We start from the raw sequence: 15,822 nt of genomic DNA on the forward strand, positions 1-15,822 counted from the left end.
AAGTCGGCGTAAGGGAGACACCGCATGACGCTGAACAGCGCGACCTACCAGACCGGCTTCGGCAACCATTTCGCCACGGAGGCCGTGCCCGGCGCCCTGCCGGTGGGGCGGAACTCGCCGCAGAAGACGCCGATGGGCCTCTACGCAGAGCAACTGAGCGGCGCCGCCTTCACCGCCCCGCGCACCGAGAACCGTCGCAGCTGGCTTTATCGTCTGCGCCCCTCGGCCCAGCACCCGGCCTATCAGCCCTTCGATCAGGGTCGCGTCCGGTCCGGCCCCTTCCACGACGCCCCGCCCAGCCCCAACCGGATGCGCTGGGACCCTCTGCCGATCCCGACCGAACCCACCGACTGGGTCGAGGGCCTGACGACCTATGGCGGCAACGGCGATGCGGAGGCGCAGGTCGGGGTGGGCGTCCACCTCTATGCCGCCAACCGGTCGATGACCGACCGGGTCTTCTACTGCGCCGACGGGGAGCTGCTGATCGTGCCGCAACAGGGCGACCACCTGTTCGTCACCGAATTCGGTCGCATCGAAGCTTCGCCTGGCCACATCGTCGTCATCCCGCGCGGCGTCCGCTTCCGCGTCGAGTGCGACGGTCCGATCCGTGGCTACGTCTGCGAGAACTACGGCGCGCCCTTCCGCCTGCCGGACCTCGGCCCCATCGGCTCCAACGGACTGGCCAACCCGCGCGACTTCGAGGCCCCGGTCGCCGCCTTCGAGGACGTGTCACGCCCGACCGAATGCGTCCAGAAATACGCCGGCCGCCTGTGGGTCACGACCTTCGATCACTCGCCGCTGGACGTCGTGGCCTGGCATGGCAACCTTGCCCCCTATCGCTGGGACACGGCGCGGTTCAACACCATCGGCACGGTCAGCTTCGACCACCCGGACCCGTCGATCTTCACCGTCCTGACCTCGCCGTCGGATACGTCCGGCACGGCCAACTGCGACTTCGTCATCTTCCCGCCGCGCTGGATGGTGGCCGAGGACACCTTCCGCCCGCCCTGGTTCCACCGGAACGTCATGAGCGAGTTCATGGGGCTGGTGACCGGCGAGTATGACGCCAAGGAGGGCGGCTTCGCCCCCGGCGGCGCGTCCCTGCACAACTGCATGAGCGGCCACGGCCCCGACCAAGCCAGCTACGACAAGGCCGTCGCCGCCGAGCTGAAACCGATCAAGCTCGAGAACACTTTGGCCTTCATGTTCGAGACGCGTTTCCCGATCCGCACCACGGAATGGGCGCAAACCAGCCCGACGATGCAACTCGACTACGACGACGTCTGGACCGGCTTCGCCAAGGGCGACGTCACCGCCAAAGGATAGACCATGCGCCTGCTGATCGCCGCCCTCGCCCTGACCCTGACCGCCGCCTGTTCGCCGACGACGGAAAGCGGCTCAGCCGTTCCGGGCCAGTCCGCCGAGGCCGCCTGCGCCGCGCAGGGCGGGTCGATGCAGCGCGTCGGTCGTCTCCAGACCCTGCAGTGCGTGATCCGCTATGCCGACGCCGGCAAGCGCTGCACCAGCGGCGACCAGTGCCAGGGCGATTGCGTCTCCTCCACCCTCGGCGGCGACGCCACCCCGCCCCCGACCAGCGGCCAGTGCGCGGCCGACAGCAATCGCTTCGGCTGCCGCACCACGATCGAGAACGGCGTCGCCTCGACCCTCTGCGTCGACTGATGCGCGCGCTCCTTGCCCTCGCCGCCGCCGTCGTTCTGGCCGCCTGCGCCCCCACGCCGCCGCCGGGCCCGACCGAGGACCTGTCCGTCACGCCGGGCCAGACCCCGACGGCCGCCCAGACCGCCGCCTGTTCGGCCCAGGGCGGATCCTATTCGCGCGGGGGGCTCGGCGGCTTCTGGAACTGCGTCATCCTCTATGCCGACGCCGACAAGCCCTGTTCCGACGCCAGCGATTGCCGCGGCGCCTGTCTGGCCCCGCCGAACCAGACGCCTGTGCGTGGCCAGGCGCCCGGTCGCTGCGCCGCGTCAAACAGCCAGTTCGGCTGCTATTCGCGCGTCGAGAAGGGCGTCGTGGGCCCTGGTCTCTGCGTCGACTGAACGGGACGCATCCGCAGGCGTCGTGCTAGCGTTGCTGTCGCATGACCCTGCCCGAACTCGTCGCCCTCCTGTGTCTGAACCTCGCCGCGCTTGTCGTGGTCATGCTGTTCCTGTGGGGACTGGCGCTGCGGCTGCGGGATGTCAGCTTCATCGACGGCGTCTGGCCGCTGGGCATGTTGTTTCTGGCCCTGATCACCGCCGTTCGCACAGACGGCGATGCGACGCGAAAATTCCTGCTGCTCTGGCTCTGCGCCGTCTGGGCCGTCCGCCTCGGCTGGCACCTGTTGCGGCGCTGGCATGAGAAGGGGATCGACGGCCGCTACGCCGAGATCGTCGAGACCCAGGAGCGCGAACACGGCTGGAGCTTCGCGAAGACCGCACTCCTGTTCGTCTTCCTGCCCCAAGCCGTCCTCGGCTGGCTGACCTCCCTGCCGGTGCAGATGGGCCAGGTCGAGCACGCCCCGGCCATGGGCTGGATCGGCTGGATCGGGGCGGTGATCGTCGTCGTCGGCATCGGCTTCGAAAGCATCGGCGACGCCCAGCTTTCGGCCTTCCGCAAGGACCCGAGGAACAAGGGCAAGGTGCTGGACACGGGCCTGTGGCGCTACACCCGCCACCCCAACTATTTCGGCGACGCCTGCGTCTGGTGGGGGCTGTGGCTGATCGCGGCGGAGACCGGTTGGGTCGGGATCGCCTCGGTGGTGGGACCGATCTTCCTGACCTTCACCCTGACGCGCTGGTCGGGCATCGGCATCACAGAAAAGGCCATCGCCCGGACCAAGCCGAAATACGCCGACTACGTCCGCCGGACGAGCGCGTTCGTGCCGATGCCGTGTGGATCGGCGTGGAAAAGGGACCCCGTTAGCGGTGTGATCGGCGTCGAATAAGGACCCCTCATTCCTGAGGTCTAACGGTGGCGGCTTGGCGGATGTCAGGCGGCGAGTTCGGGATGTTGGTGTTGGAGACGGTGTTGAGGATCCGGCGCGAGTTTGCGTCCGGCAAGGCGATCAAGGCGATCGCGCGTGACCTTCGATTGTCGCGCAAGGTGGTTCGCAAGGCGATCCGGGAGCCGGATGCGGAGTTCGCCTATCGGCGGGCGGTGCAGCCGTTGCCAAGGCTGGGGCCGTTCCAGGCCAGGCTCGATGAACTGCTGGAAGAGGACGAGGCGCGGCCGCGGCGCGAGAAGCTGCGGATGACGCGGGTCCATGACCTACTGGTGCGCGAGGGGTTCGACGGGTCGTATGACGCGGTCCGGCGCTACGCGGCGGGGTGGCGGCTGAAGCGACGCCGGGGCGTGGCGGATGCACCGTCGTTCATCCCGCTGATGTTCAGGCCGGGCGAAGCCTACCAGTTCGACTGGAGCCACGAGGACGTGGAGATCGCGGGCAAGCCGATGCGGGTGAAGGTGGCGCACATGCGACTGTGCGCGTCACGCGCGATCTATGTTCGGGCCTACCCGCGCGAGACCCAGGAGATGCTGTTCGACGCGCATGCGCGGGCGTTCGCCTTCTTCGGCGGGGTGCCGACGCGCGGGATCTACGACAACATGAAGACGGCGGTGACGACTGTGTTCACGGGCAAGGACCGGCTGTTCAACCGGCGCTTCCTGGTCATGGCGAGCCACTACATGGTGGAGCCGACGGCTTGCTCGCCGGCGGCGGGCTGGGAGAAGGGCCAGGTCGAGCACCAGGTCCAGACGGCGCGGGGACGGTTCTTCCAGCCGCGCCTGCGCTTCACCAGCCTGGAGGAGTTGAACGGCTGGCTGGAGGCCGAATGCCGTCGCTGGGGCGAGCTGCGCCAGCATCCCGAGCAGAAGGAGCTGACGGTCGCCCAGGCCCTGGCCGCCGAGCGCCCGGCGCTGCAGCCCATGCTGGGCCCGTTCGACGGCTTCCACGAGAGCGAGCACGCGGTGACCGGGACCTGCCTGATCAGCTTCGACCGCAACCGCTACTCGGTGATGGCTAGAGCGGGACGCCGTACGGTGCAGGTCCGCGCCTATGCCGACCGGATCGTCGTGCGTTGCGAGGGTGAGGTCGTCGCCGACCATCGCCGGTTCTTCGGTCGAGACCGCACCCTGTATGACCCATGGCATTACCTGCCGGTGCTGGCGACCAAGCCCGGCGCCCTGCGCAATGGCGCGCCGTTCCAGGACTGGGAGCTACCGCCCGCCCTGGCGCGCCTGAGGCGCAAGCTGGGTGCGGGTGACGAAGCCGATCGCCGGTTCGTGCGGGTTCTGGCGGCTGTGCTGGAAGACGGCCTGGAGCCGGTCGAGGCCGCCGCGCGCGAGGCGCTCGCTGCCGGGACCGTGAGCGACGACGTCATCCTCAACATCCTGGCGCGCCGACGCGAACCGCCCCGGCCGCTGAGCATCGTCACGTCGGATGACCTTGCCCTGCGGCATCCGCCTCAGGCGGACTGCGACCGCTACGACAGTCTGCGAGGCCTGCATGCAGCGGCATGAGATGATGGCGGCCCTGACCGGCCTGGGCCTCAAGGGCATGGCCGGCGCCTTCGACGAGGCGGTCACCACCGGCCTGCAGCGCAAGCGCACGACCATGGAGATCCTCGCCGACCTGCTCCGCGCCGAGACGACCCACCGGCATGCGGCTTCCATCCGGTACCGGATGGCGGCAGCCAAGCTGCCGGCCGTGAAGGACCTGGACGCCTTCGTGTTCGACGACACGCCGATCAACGAGGGGCTGGTGCGCTCGCTGCACAGCGGCGCCTTCCTGGCGAACCGGCGCAACATCGTGCTGGTCGGCGGGACAGGCACGGGCAAGACCCACCTGGCCACCGCCATCATCACCAACGTCGTGCGCGCCGGGGCGCGTGGCCGCTACTTCAACACCGTCGACCTGGTGAACCGCCTCGAGGAGGAGACCCGCCTGGGCAAGGCCGGTGCGCTGGCTGCTCACCTCTGCCGCCTCGACGTCGTGGTCCTCGACGAGCTCGGCTACCTGCCGTTCGCACGCTCCGGCGGCCAGTTGCTGTTCCACCTGATCAGCAAGCTCTACGAACGGACCTCGGTGATCGTCACGACCAACCTCGCCTTCGGCGAATGGCCGACCGTGTTCGGCGATCCCAAGATGACGACGGCCCTGCTCGACCGCATCACCCACCACTGCGACATCGTCGAGACCGGCAACGACAGCTGGCGCTTCAAGCACCGCAGCTGACCCCACCAAAAGAACGCCAAGCGAGGGTTGAGCCTCCGGTCGGGCTACGCCCTCCCTACGCCCCAACCCTCGCAAGCGGTGCGCTCGTGACGTCCATCCCGAACCTCAAAAGGGGGTCCCTATTGCACGCCGATAGGGGGTCCCTTTTAGACGCCGATTGACACCGATGCCGCCCAAGAAGACCTGACCTTCGTCATCCTCCGGCAAGCCGCGCCTTCGCGGTGCAGACCGGGGGACGCAGCGGCGCCGAAGGCGATCTGTTCAGGCACGATGTCCGAAGCAGGCGAGTGCGCGGCAGGTTCGCGCTCTCGCGCGCCGCTGCGTCCTCCGGTCTTCGCTCCGCTTCGCCGGAGGATGACGAAGATAAAAACGAAAACCCCCGCCGCTTTCGCGACGGGGGCTTCTTGAGCCTTGGGAAGGCCCGAAGTCCTTAGTGGGCCGGGGCCGGAGTGGTCGGGGCCGGCGGGGCCTGCATCGAACCGTCCGGGGCCGTCGACGGCGTATTGCCGGTGGTCAGGCCGCCGTCGGCGTTGCCGGCCTGTTGCTCGACGCGGTCGGCCTGGGCGTTCAGGGCGTCGGCCTGGGCCTCGGTCGGAGCGGCCGCGGCCTGGTTCTCGAGCGAGTCGGCGGTCGCTTCAGCGGCCTTGTCCGCCGAGGATTCACCGCAGGCGGCCAGCGAGGCGGCCAGAGCGACGGAGGCGGCGGCGATAATCAGCTTACGCATGGAATTGTCCTTCCTGGTGGAGGCAGACAAACGCCGCCCCTCGCGAAGGGTTCACGCAGCCGTGAGAATTCGAGCCCTTTTGTTACCGCGCCTCGGCGAAGGCCACGCGCGCTGCGCCCCGCAGGGCGGCGTGTTTGTGGGTGATCACCCAGGTCGGGATATCGGCCATATAGTCCTGGAAACGGCCTTTCCTTTCAAAGCGTTCGCGGAACGGACTGGCCTTCAGGAAGGGCAGGATGCGCGGCGCGATGCCGCCGGCGATATAGACGCCGCCACGCGATCCCATGGTCAGGGCGACGTCCCCGGCCACGGCGCCCAGGATGGCGCAGAACCGGGCCAGGGTGGCGCCGCAATGGCTGCGCGGATCGGCCAGGGCCTCCTCCGTGATCTGGGCCGGATCGTCGATATGGGTCTCGCGACCGTCGATCTCGGCCAGGGCCCGGTGCATGTTCAGCAGGCCGGGACCACAGATCAGCCGCTCGATCGACACCCGGCTGTAGCGCTTCCTCAGGATGCGGAGGATCTCGTCCTCGATCGGATCGCCCGGCGCGAAACAGGCGTGGCCGCCCTCGCTGGGCAGGGCGATCTCCTTGCCGTGAATGTCCCGCGCCAGGGCCGAGACGCCGAAGCCCGTGCCCGGCCCCAGGACCGCGATGGCCGAATGCGGATCGCCCTCGGTCGGACCGCCCAGATGCGCCAGATCAGCCGACGGCACGACCGGCGCGCCCCAGGCCAGAGCCTCGAAATCGTTGATCAGGCGGACGGGGTTGAGGCCGAGCGTTTGCAACTCGGCCTCAGACACCGCCCACGGCGAGTTGGTCAGGTCGATAGCCCCGTCCGTGACCGGCCCGGCCACGGCGATGACGCCGCCGGTCGGCTTGACCTCGCAGCCGTCCACATAGGCCGCGACCCCCTTCAGGAAGGTCGGGTACTGGTCGGCCGGAAAGCTCTCGTGGTGGTCCAGGGTGATCTTGCCGTCGATCATCGTGGCGATGGCGAAGCGGGCATTGGTCCCGCCGACATCCCCGACCAGAAGCGTCTTGCCGTCACTCATGCGTCCACTGCCCTGTTCTGTACGTTCGCGTCCGCTACGTCGCGGATCTCTGGTTGTTTCTCTGTCGGCTCGGCGGCGAAACAGACCGAGGCGCCGCGCTCGGCGGACGACACGGCGTTGCGGAAGGCCCCGAACAGTTCGCGGCCATAGCCCCAGCTCTGCACCGAGTTCGGTTGCGCCCGCTGGCGCGTGGTCAGGTCGGCGTCCACGGCGACGACGCCCGCCTCGGCGTCCAGCCGGATCAGGTCGCCGTCCTGCACATAGGCCAGCGGCCCGCCCTCCAGCGCCTCGGGCGTGATGTGGATGGCCGCCGGGGTCTTGCCCGAGGCGCCGGACATCCGCCCGTCGGTGACCAGAGCGATCGGCACGCCGCGATCCTGCAGCACGCTCATCAGGGGCGACAGGGAGTGCAACTCCGGCATGCCGTTGGCCTTGGGGCCCTGGAAGCGCAGGACGATGACGCAGCCCTCGTCCAGTTCGCCGGCCTGGAAGGCGGCCAGCACGTCCTCCTGCGCGTCGAACACGCGGGCCCTGGCCTCGACCGTCCGATGCTGCGGCTTCACGGCCGAAATCTTGATGACGGCCCGACCCAGATTGCCCTGCACCAGACGCAGGCCGCCCTCGGTGTCGAACGGGTCCGACGCGGGACGCAGGATGTCGCGATCCAGGCTTTCGACGACCCCGTCCTTCCAGACCAGTTCGCCGTCGACCATCGTCGGCTCCTTGAAATAGGCCTCGATCCCGTGACCCATGATGGTCGTGACGTCGGAGTGGATGTGGCCGGCCTTCGCCAGTTCGCGCGCCACGAAGGCCACGCCGCCGGCCGCCTGGAAGGCATTCACATCGGCCGAGCCGTTCGGATAAACCCGCGCCAGCAGCGGCGTCACCGCCGACAGCTGGTCCATATCGGTCCAGTCGATCAGCACCCCCGCCGCCCGCGCCATGGCGACCAGGTGGATGGCGTGGTTGGTCGATCCGCCGGTGGCCAGAAGCGCCACGATCATGTTCACGACCGACTTCTCGTCGACCACATCGGCCATGCGGCACTCGCCGCTGCGCGACAGCTCGATGGCCCGTTTTGCCGCCGCCGCCGTCAGGGCGTCGCGCAGACCCGTCTCCGGATGGACGAAGGCGGTGGACGGCATGTGCAACCCGCCCAGCTCCATCATCATCTGGTTGGAGTTGGCCGTGCCGTAGAAGGTGCAGGTGCCGGGCGAATGGTACGACCCGATCTCGCTTTCCAGCAGGGTCTGACGATCGACCTTGCCCTGAGCGTACTCGGCCCGGACCCGCGCCTTTTCCGCGTTCGGAATACCCGACGGCATGGGACCTGCGGGGGCGAACACGACGGGCAGGTGGCCGAAGGCCAAGGCCCCCATGAACAGGCCCGGCACGATCTTGTCGCAGACGCCCAGCATCATGGCCGCGTCGAAGGCGTCGTGGGTCAGGGCGACGCCGACCGACATGGCGATGACGTCGCGGCTGAACAGCGACAGCTCCATGCCCGGCCGGCCTTGCGTGACCCCGTCGCACATGGCGGGCGTGCCGCCGGCGACCTGGGCCGTCGCGCCCACCTCGCGCGTCGCGGCGCGGATCACTTCGGGGAAGCGTTCGAACGGCTGATGCGCCGACAGCATGTCGTTGTAGGCGGTGACGATGCCCAGGTTCGGGGTCTTGCCGTCCATGACCGCCAACTTGTCGGCGATGGTCTGGCCCGCGAAGGCATGGGCCCAGTTGGCGCATGACAGCTTGGCCCGGCCGATCCCCGCATCCCGCGCCGCGTCCATGCGACGGAGATAGTCGGTGCGGGTCTCTCGGGACCGTTCGATGATGCGTTGGGTCACTTCCGCGACCACGGGATGAAGAGCCATCAGTTCGCCTCCGTCCACACGACTTCAAGCGGGACCTTGGCCGCGATCATGGCCGCGATGGGCTGGGTCGCCGGATCGCCCAGGGCCTCCCGCTCGAACACCTCAAGCTTGGCCCGGCCCTTCAGACCCAGGATCACCCGGCCCGCCGCCATCAGATAGGGCAGGTTGATCGAGATCCGCTCCAGGCTCGGCGCCATCCCGTCACGGCCATGCGGCACGCCCAGGACGTTGGGCTTCAGCGTCGGGGTCAGCAGGGTCTTCAGGGTCGGGCTTTCGGGGAACATGGAACAGATATGGCCATCCTCCCCCATGCCGAGAAGGACCGCGTCGAACCGCCCGCCGGCCTCGGCCAGAGCATGGGCCGCGACCGCCGCCGCCCGATCCACCGTGACCTCGGCCGTATAGAGGGGGATGAACCGCGCCTTCGCCGCCGGCCCCTGCAACAGCACGTCCTTGATCAGCCGTGCATTCGAGTCCGGGCTGGTCTCCGGCACATAGCGTTCGTCCACCAGGGTGACGGCGACCTTGTCCCAGCCGATGTTTGCCTGGGCCAGCCGCGCATAGACCGGCGACGGCGTCGATCCGCCCGGTCCCGCGAACACCGCCTTGCCGTTGGCGATCACGGCGGCGCCCGAGGTCTCCTCGATCCGCCCGGCGATGGACTGGGCCCAGGTTTCGACGGTGGGGAAGGTTTCGATTTCGGGGGTCATGACAACTTCACTTTCGTCATCCTCCGGCAAGCCGCCGCTTGGCGGCGCGGACCGGGGGACGCAGCGGCGCCGGAGGCGATCTGTTCAGGCACGATGTAGGAAGCGTCCTGCTGCGCGGCAGTTTCGCGCTCCCGCGCGCCGCTGCGTCCCCCGGTCTCGCTACGCTCGCCGGAGGATGACGAAAGAAAGTGAGTCATTCCTGCGTGTTCCAGTCCCGGCCCGTGCGCGCCATCAGCATGTCGGACGCATCCGGCCCCCAGGTTCCGGCGCGGTAAGGCTGCGGCTTCACGTTTCCGTCGGCCCAGGCCTGCGACACCCCATCGACCCACTCCCAGGCCTTCTCCGCCTCGTCGCGACGGACGAACAGGGTGGAATCGCCGTTCAGCGCATCGAGCAGCAGCCGCTCATAGGCGATCCGGCGACGCGGCGGCGCATCGCCCTTGCCGCCGACGCCCCACGAGAGAGACATCTTGATCGGCTGCAGCTGCATCCGCTGATCCAGCCCCGGCTTCTTGTTCATCACCGTCAGGGAGATGTCTTCCTCGGGCTGCAGCTCGATGATCATCCGGTTGGCGGCCTCATCGTCGCGCGCGTCCTGGCCGAAGATCGAGTGCGGCACCGGCTTGAACTGGATGACGATCTCGGTCCGCTTCTCGGGCAGGCGCTTTCCGGTCCGCATGAAGAAGGGCACCCCGGCCCAGCGCCAGTTGTCGATGTCGGCCCGAATGGCGACGAAGGTCTCGGTGTCCGAATCCGCCCCGCGCTCCTCGTCATAGCCCTTGACCCGCGTCCCATCGACCGTGCCGGACACATACTGGCCGCGCACCGTGACCCGCTCGGCGTCCTCGTCGGTGACATGACGGAGCGAGCGCAGCACCTTCACCTTCTCGTTCCGCACCGAGTCCGGATCGAGGTCGCTCGGCGGCTCCATCGCCACCAGGCACAGCAGCTGCAGCATGTGGTTCTGCAGCATGTCCCGCAGGGCGCCGTATTCGTCGTAATAGGGCCAGCGGTCGCCGACCCCGACCGTCTCGCCCACCGTGATCTGGACGTGGTCGATCGACAGGTTGTTCCACAGCGGCTCGAAGATGACGTTGCCGAAGCGCAGGGCGATCAGGTTTTGGACCGTCTCCTTGCCGAGGTAGTGATCGATGCGGAACACCTGCTGTTCCGAGAAGGCGTCGGCCACCGCGTCGTCGATCTCCCGGAAGCTGTCGAGGTCGCGCCCGACCGGCTTCTCCAGCACCACCTTGTCGTCGGCTTCCGCCAGACCCGCCGCCCGCATGGCCGTGACGATCCGGGCATAGAGGGACGGCGACACGGCGAGGAATGAGGTGCAGGCGCCGGGTCCGACCTTGTCCTTCAGCGGTTTGAGGCTCTCGGCCGACGTCGCGTCCACGGCCAGATAGTCCAGCCGCGCTTCCAGTCGCGACCAGCTCGCGTCGTCCCAGGCGTCGTCGGCCTTGGCCTTGCCCTCGACCGCCGTGCGGACCTTGCCGACATACTCCTCACGGCTCTCTTCGGAGCGCGCTGCGCCGATGATCTTCAGCCCCTCGGGCAAGAGGCCGTCATGCTCCAGGAAATAGAGCGAGGGCAGCAGCATCCGCATCGCCAGATCGCCGCCGCCGCCGAACAGCACAAGAGCCGTCATGCCCGCTCCTCATCTCCGCGAGGGCCGGGCGCCCTCGACTAGTCCGTGTGTGTGGCCGGTCGCGCCCGGGACGCCAACACGTCCAGAACGTCCTGAAACGACATTTGACGCGACCGTAACAGGACCAGCAGGTGATAGATCAAATCCGCGGCCTCGCTGGCGAGTTCCTCATTCGGCCCGGCGGCGCCCGCCAGAGCAGTCTCCACGCCCTCTTCCCCGACCTTCTGCGCCGCCCGTTTCGGCCCCTGCGCCAGCAGTTTCGCGGTCCAGCTCGTCTCCGGATCGGCCGCCGCCCGCTCGGCGATGGTCCGTTCCAGCCGCGCGATCCGACCCAGCCCCGGCGCGTCCTGGTCGCCGAAGCAGCTGGTCGTCCCGAGGTGACAGGCCGGCCCCATCGGCCGCACCGACACCACCAGCGCATCGCCGTCGCAGTCGGCCGTGATCGCCACGACGGTCAGCCGGTTGCCGGAGGTCTCGCCCTTCCGCCACCGTCCGCCGCGCGAGCGCGAGAAGAAGGTCGCCTCGCCTGAGTCGATCGTCTCCTCCAGCGCCGCCCGGTCCATATAGGCGAGCGTCAGCACCTGAAGCGTGTCGGCGTCCTGCACCACGGCGGGGATCAGGCCCTGGCCTTTGTCGAAATCGAGGGTGTTGGGGTCGACAGCCATCATCCTTCTCTCCTCGGGGGAGAAGGTGGCTCGCGGAGCGAGACGGATGAGGGGGCTGTTGCCGTATGCTCGATCTTCGAAAGCCAGTTCGCGGAACCAGCCCCCTCATCCGAGCCCTTCGGGCCCACCTTCTCCCCCGAGGGGAGAAGGAAAGTGCTCATCGTCATACTCTCACCTCCACGCCCGCGCCCGCCAGAAACGCCTTCAGGTCCGGCACCGCGATCTGGCCCGAGTGGAACACGCTGGCCGCCAGCGCCCCCGAGACATTGGCCCGGTCGAACACGTCCAGAAAATCCGCCTCCGACCCGGCCCCGCCCGAAGCCACCAGCGGGATGGTCAGCCGCGACCGGGCATCGGCCAGCTGCGCTGTGTCATACCCCTTCCGCACCCCGTCCTGATCGATGCAGTTCAGCACGATCTCGCCCGCGCCGCGTTCCTGCGCCTCCACGATCCAGTCCATGGTCCGCCGTCCGGCCGCACGCCGCGCATCCGGATCGCCGGTGTATTTGTGCACGACATAGTCGCCGTCCTCGCGCCGGCTATCGACCCCGACGACGACACACTGCGAGCCCAGCCGTTCGGCCATCTCGGTGATCAGTTCGGGCCGTTCCAGCGCCGGAGAGTTGATCGAGACCTTGTCCGCCCCGTTGTCGAGACAGGCCGCCGCCTGATCCACCGACCGGATCCCGCCCGCGACGCAGAACGGAATGTCCAAGAGCCGCGCGATATCCCGCACCCAGCCATAGTCCAGCGTCCGACCCTCGGGCGAGGCGGTGATGTCGTAGAAGACCAGTTCGTCCGCCCCCTGATCGCGATAGCGGGCGGCCAGTTCCGAGGCGTCGCCCATGTCGACATGCCCCTCGAACCGCACGCCCTTCACGACCCGGCCGTCCTTGACGTCCAGGCAGGGGATGATGCGTCGAGCCGTCACGCCACCGCCTCGATCGCCTGTCGGGCGGTGAACCGCCCCTCGTAGATCGCCCGACCCACGATGGCGCCGTCGCAGCCGATGGCGCGGCAGGCCAGAATGTCCTCTATCGAGGAGACCCCCCCGGACGCCTGCACCTTCAGCTCCGGTCGGCGCTGCAGGACCTCGGCCAGCAGCTCCAGATTGGGACCCGTCAGCGCGCCGTCCCGACCCACGTCGGTGATCAGAACATGCTTCAGCGTTCCCGCCGGATACCGGTCCAGCGCGGCCCACAGATCCACACCCGCCGCCTCGGTCCAGCCCTTCAGAGCGGGCACAGGCACGCCATCGGCGCCCACCTTCACGTCGAACGCCAGGGTCAGGCAGTCGGGGCTGAAATGCTCCAGCCAGCTCGCCACCACCACGGGATTGCTGACGGCCATCGACCCGACCACCACCCGCGACACGCCGGCGTTCAGCAGGGCCTCGACATCGTCCACGTCGCGCACCCCGCCGCCGGACTGGATCTTGATGTCGATGCTGCCGGCCAGTTCGCCGATCAGCTCGTGCTGCATCGCGCGGCCGGCCTCGGCCCCGTCCAGATCGACGACATGGACCCAGGTCGCGCCCTCGGCCGCGAAGGCCGCCAGCCGCGCGGCCGGGATCTGATCGTACTCGGTCACCTGGTCGAACCGCCCGTGCATCAGCCGCACGCAGACGCCGTTCCGCAGGTCGATGGCGGGATAGACGATCATGCGGCCAGCTCCAGGAAGTTCTGCAAAATCCGCGCGCCCGCCTTGGCCGACCGCTCCGGGTGGAACTGACAGCCCCAGCGATTGCCCGTCCGCACCATGGCCGGCACGGGCGCGCCATACTCAGCCTCGGCAATCGTCGCGGCGCTTTCGGGGCAGGCGTAGGAATGGACGAAATAGGCGTAGTCGCCCTCGCGCACCCCCTCCAGCACCGGGTCGTCCTTCAGTCCTGTAAGCTTCGACCAGCCCATGTGCGGCACCGGCAGATCGTCCCGCACCGGAATGCGCGTCACCCGCCCCGGAATGAAGCCGAGCATCGACGCCCCGCCGTTCTCCTCGCTTTCGGCGAACAGCAGCTGTTGCCCCAGGCACAGGCCGATCAGTGGCCGCTCGAAGCCTTTGATCACCTCGATCAGACCCAGCGACGCCATCCGCTCCATCGCATAGCCCGCCGCGCCGACGCCCGGCAGGACGACGCGCTCGGCCTCGGCAATGACAGCTGCATCCGAGGTCACGACCACGTCCGCGCCCAGCCGCTCCAGAGCGAACTGGACCGAGGCGGTGTTCCCGGCGCCGAGATGCACGATGGCGATCATTTGAAATCACCGCTCATCCCCGCGAAAGCGGGGACCCAGTGCTTTCGTGAAGCAGGTTGCGCGGGATTGATATCAGTGGCGGACCGGATCGTTCCGAGCGCCCACAGAACTGGGTCCCCGCTTTCGCGGGGATGAGCGGAAGAGAGCACTAGAGCACCCCCTTCGTCGACGGCACCGCATCGCCCTCGATCCGGATGGCCTGACGCAGCGCTCGGCCGAAGCCCTTGTAGACGGCCTCGGTCTTGTGGTGGTCGTCGTCGCCGGTGACCGAGACATGCACCGCCGCCCCCATGGCCTCGGCCAGCGAGCGGAAGACGTGGGCTGTCAGGTCGGTGCGATATTCCCCGATGAAGGGCGTCGCGAAGGTCCCCTCGAACAGCGGATAGGGCCGTCCCGACAGGTCGATGGCCACGTTCGCCTGGGCCTCGTCCATCGCCAGGACGAAGCCGTACCGGGCGATGCCGCGCCGCTCGCCGAGCGCCTGTTTCAGCGCCAGACCCAGGGCGATGGCGCTGTCCTCGATGGTGTGGTGCGGATCGGTGTGCAGGTCGCCCTCGCACTGGAGGCGCAGCGAGAAGCCGCCGTGCGCCGCCACCTGCTCCAGCATGTGGTCGAAGAAGCCGACGCCGGTCTCGATCTTGATCGGCCCCGTCGCATCCAGATCGACGGCGCAGACGATGCGCGTCTCCTTGGTGTCCCGCACGGCCTGTCCCACCCGGTGCGCCCGCGTCTTGGCCGGCGCCAGTCCGAGCGCCGTCAGTAGCCGGTCGTTGACTTCGGCCTTGATCGACACGGGCAGCCTCAGCCGGTCGCCCGACCGGTCCGCCGCCACGCCGTACTTCGCCAGTTCGGCCAGCGTCGCCTCGATGTCGTTCGGCCGCGCCATCAGGATCGGCCCGACCCCGGCCTCGACCACCATGGTCCGGCCGATCTCGCGCACCAGCCGCTCGCGCTCGCGCTTCACCGAGGCGATCCGTTCCGCCGTCTCGATCATCCGCGACGGATCCAGCGCCTGCATCGCCAGCCGCACCAGCGGTTCGGGCAACGCATACGGCTCGACCACCTCGGCCAGTTTCACCAGCGCCTGGGCCTGACCCAGAGCCGCCCCGACCCGCGCGCCCGCCAACCCGTAGGCCAACGACAGCGACCGCAGCACCACCAGATTGGCGTGGTCCGAAATCAGGGTCGCCGCCGACGACGCGTCCGAGAACTCGACCAGCCCCTCGTCGACGACCAACAGGGCAGGGGTCACCCGTTCGGCCATCTCGGCCACGGCCTCGGGCGAACCCAGCGCCCGGATGACCACCGCCGCCCGCTCGCCGTCCGTCGCGCGATAGATCCGCCCCAACCTCGCATAGGGCTCGGCGTCCGGCGCCTCGACCGACCGATCGTCCCGCGCCGCCTGTCGCCAGACCAGCTCCAGCCCATGCGTCAGGCCGCGCACCGCCAGCACCTGATCGGCGCCGACGCTGTAGATCTGCGCCATCCGCGCCTGCAGGGCCGAGGCCTCGCCGGGGTATTTCTCCAGACCCTCGCCGCCGGCGACGAGGGGGGCATAGGGGGCGGGCAGGGTCATGACGGGTCTCCTTCTCCCCTTGGGGGAGAAGGTGGCAGGCGAAGCCTGACGGATGAGGGGTATGCCTCCGCGAACCGGATGCT

General features: G+C 68.6%; 16 protein-coding genes. 6 read left to right on the plus strand and 10 right to left on the minus strand.

The genetic code is table 11. The annotated features are described in order from the left end of the window. Positions 1-24 precede the first annotated feature (24 nt). From hmgA to istB, 6 genes are all read left to right on the plus strand, one after another. The gene (gene hmgA / locus ACETK8_RS05140; protein WP_374038445.1) at positions 25-1,326 is read left to right on the plus strand and encodes a homogentisate 1,2-dioxygenase; all 1,302 of its coding nucleotides are present in this window, start codon (positions 25-27) and stop codon (positions 1,324-1,326) included. A gap of 3 nt (positions 1,327-1,329) precedes the next feature. Next, the gene (locus tag ACETK8_RS05145) at positions 1,330-1,680 is read left to right on the plus strand and encodes a hypothetical protein (RefSeq protein ID WP_374038446.1); all 351 of its coding nucleotides are present in this window, start codon (positions 1,330-1,332) and stop codon (positions 1,678-1,680) included. Beyond that, positions 1,680-2,057 (plus strand): hypothetical protein, encoded by a 378-nt coding sequence (locus ACETK8_RS05150; protein ID WP_374038447.1) that lies wholly within the window; start codon positions 1,680-1,682, stop codon positions 2,055-2,057. Before ACETK8_RS05145 ends, ACETK8_RS05150 begins: the two co-directional genes overlap by 1 nt. 41 nt (positions 2,058-2,098) lie before the next feature. Then, entirely contained in the window at positions 2,099-2,944 is an 846-nt protein-coding gene (locus ACETK8_RS05155; protein ID WP_374038448.1) for a DUF1295 domain-containing protein, read from the plus strand. Between the two features lie 62 nt (positions 2,945-3,006). Next, positions 3,007-4,518, plus strand: a complete 1,512-nt coding sequence (gene istA / locus ACETK8_RS05160; protein WP_374036561.1) for an IS21 family transposase — start codon at positions 3,007-3,009, stop codon at positions 4,516-4,518. Continuing rightward, complete coding sequence (gene istB, locus ACETK8_RS05165) at positions 4,505-5,233, plus strand: IS21-like element helper ATPase IstB (protein ID WP_128115569.1); 729 nt, start codon at positions 4,505-4,507, stop codon at positions 5,231-5,233. The genes istA and istB overlap by 14 nt, the downstream gene beginning before the upstream one ends. A gap of 430 nt (positions 5,234-5,663) precedes the next feature. Here the strand turns inward: istB and ACETK8_RS05170 are convergent, their stop codons facing one another. The 10 genes from ACETK8_RS05170 to hisB form a co-directional block, all read right to left on the minus strand. After that, a complete protein-coding gene (locus ACETK8_RS05170; protein WP_374038449.1) occupies positions 5,664-5,957 on the minus strand; it encodes a hypothetical protein in 294 nt (97 codons plus the stop codon). Between the two features lie 82 nt (positions 5,958-6,039). Beyond that, entirely contained in the window at positions 6,040-7,011 is a 972-nt protein-coding gene (gene glk / locus ACETK8_RS05175; RefSeq protein ID WP_374038450.1) for a glucokinase, read from the minus strand. Next, entirely contained in the window at positions 7,008-8,882 is a 1,875-nt protein-coding gene (gene edd, locus ACETK8_RS05180; RefSeq protein ID WP_374038451.1) for a phosphogluconate dehydratase, read from the minus strand. The genes glk and edd overlap by 4 nt, the downstream gene beginning before the upstream one ends. Next, positions 8,882-9,592, minus strand: a complete 711-nt coding sequence (gene pgl, locus ACETK8_RS05185; RefSeq protein ID WP_374038452.1) for a 6-phosphogluconolactonase — start codon at positions 9,590-9,592, stop codon at positions 8,882-8,884. The genes edd and pgl overlap by 1 nt, the downstream gene beginning before the upstream one ends. Positions 9,593-9,785: 193 nt before the next feature. Further along, positions 9,786-11,243 carry a glucose-6-phosphate dehydrogenase gene (gene zwf / locus ACETK8_RS05190; protein WP_374038453.1) on the minus strand — a complete coding sequence of 486 codons (1,458 nt, stop codon included), beginning with the start codon at positions 11,241-11,243 and terminating at the stop codon, positions 9,786-9,788. A gap of 38 nt (positions 11,244-11,281) precedes the next feature. Continuing rightward, positions 11,282-11,908 carry a bifunctional phosphoribosyl-AMP cyclohydrolase/phosphoribosyl-ATP diphosphatase HisIE gene (gene hisIE, locus ACETK8_RS05195; protein WP_374039350.1) on the minus strand — a complete coding sequence of 209 codons (627 nt, stop codon included), beginning with the start codon at positions 11,906-11,908 and terminating at the stop codon, positions 11,282-11,284. Positions 11,909-12,071: 163 nt separating this feature from the next. Further along, on the minus strand, positions 12,072-12,839 hold the full coding sequence (hisF, locus tag ACETK8_RS05200) for an imidazole glycerol phosphate synthase subunit HisF (RefSeq protein ID WP_374038454.1): 768 nt from the start codon (positions 12,837-12,839) through the stop codon (positions 12,072-12,074). Then, complete coding sequence (gene hisA / locus ACETK8_RS05205; protein ID WP_374038455.1) at positions 12,836-13,570, minus strand: 1-(5-phosphoribosyl)-5-[(5-phosphoribosylamino)methylideneamino]imidazole-4-carboxamide isomerase; 735 nt, start codon at positions 13,568-13,570, stop codon at positions 12,836-12,838. The genes hisF and hisA overlap by 4 nt, the downstream gene beginning before the upstream one ends. After that, positions 13,567-14,163 carry an imidazole glycerol phosphate synthase subunit HisH gene (gene hisH / locus ACETK8_RS05210; RefSeq protein ID WP_374038456.1) on the minus strand — a complete coding sequence of 199 codons (597 nt, stop codon included), beginning with the start codon at positions 14,161-14,163 and terminating at the stop codon, positions 13,567-13,569. Before hisH ends, hisA begins: the two co-directional genes overlap by 4 nt. A 148-nt stretch (positions 14,164-14,311) precedes the next feature. Then, complete coding sequence (gene hisB / locus ACETK8_RS05215; RefSeq protein WP_374038457.1) at positions 14,312-15,739, minus strand: imidazoleglycerol-phosphate dehydratase HisB; 1,428 nt, start codon at positions 15,737-15,739, stop codon at positions 14,312-14,314. Positions 15,740-15,822: the final 83 nt, after the last annotated feature.

This window comes from Brevundimonas staleyi, from assembly GCF_041893865.1.
In the GTDB taxonomy this organism is placed as follows: domain Bacteria; phylum Pseudomonadota; class Alphaproteobacteria; order Caulobacterales; family Caulobacteraceae; genus Brevundimonas; species Brevundimonas staleyi.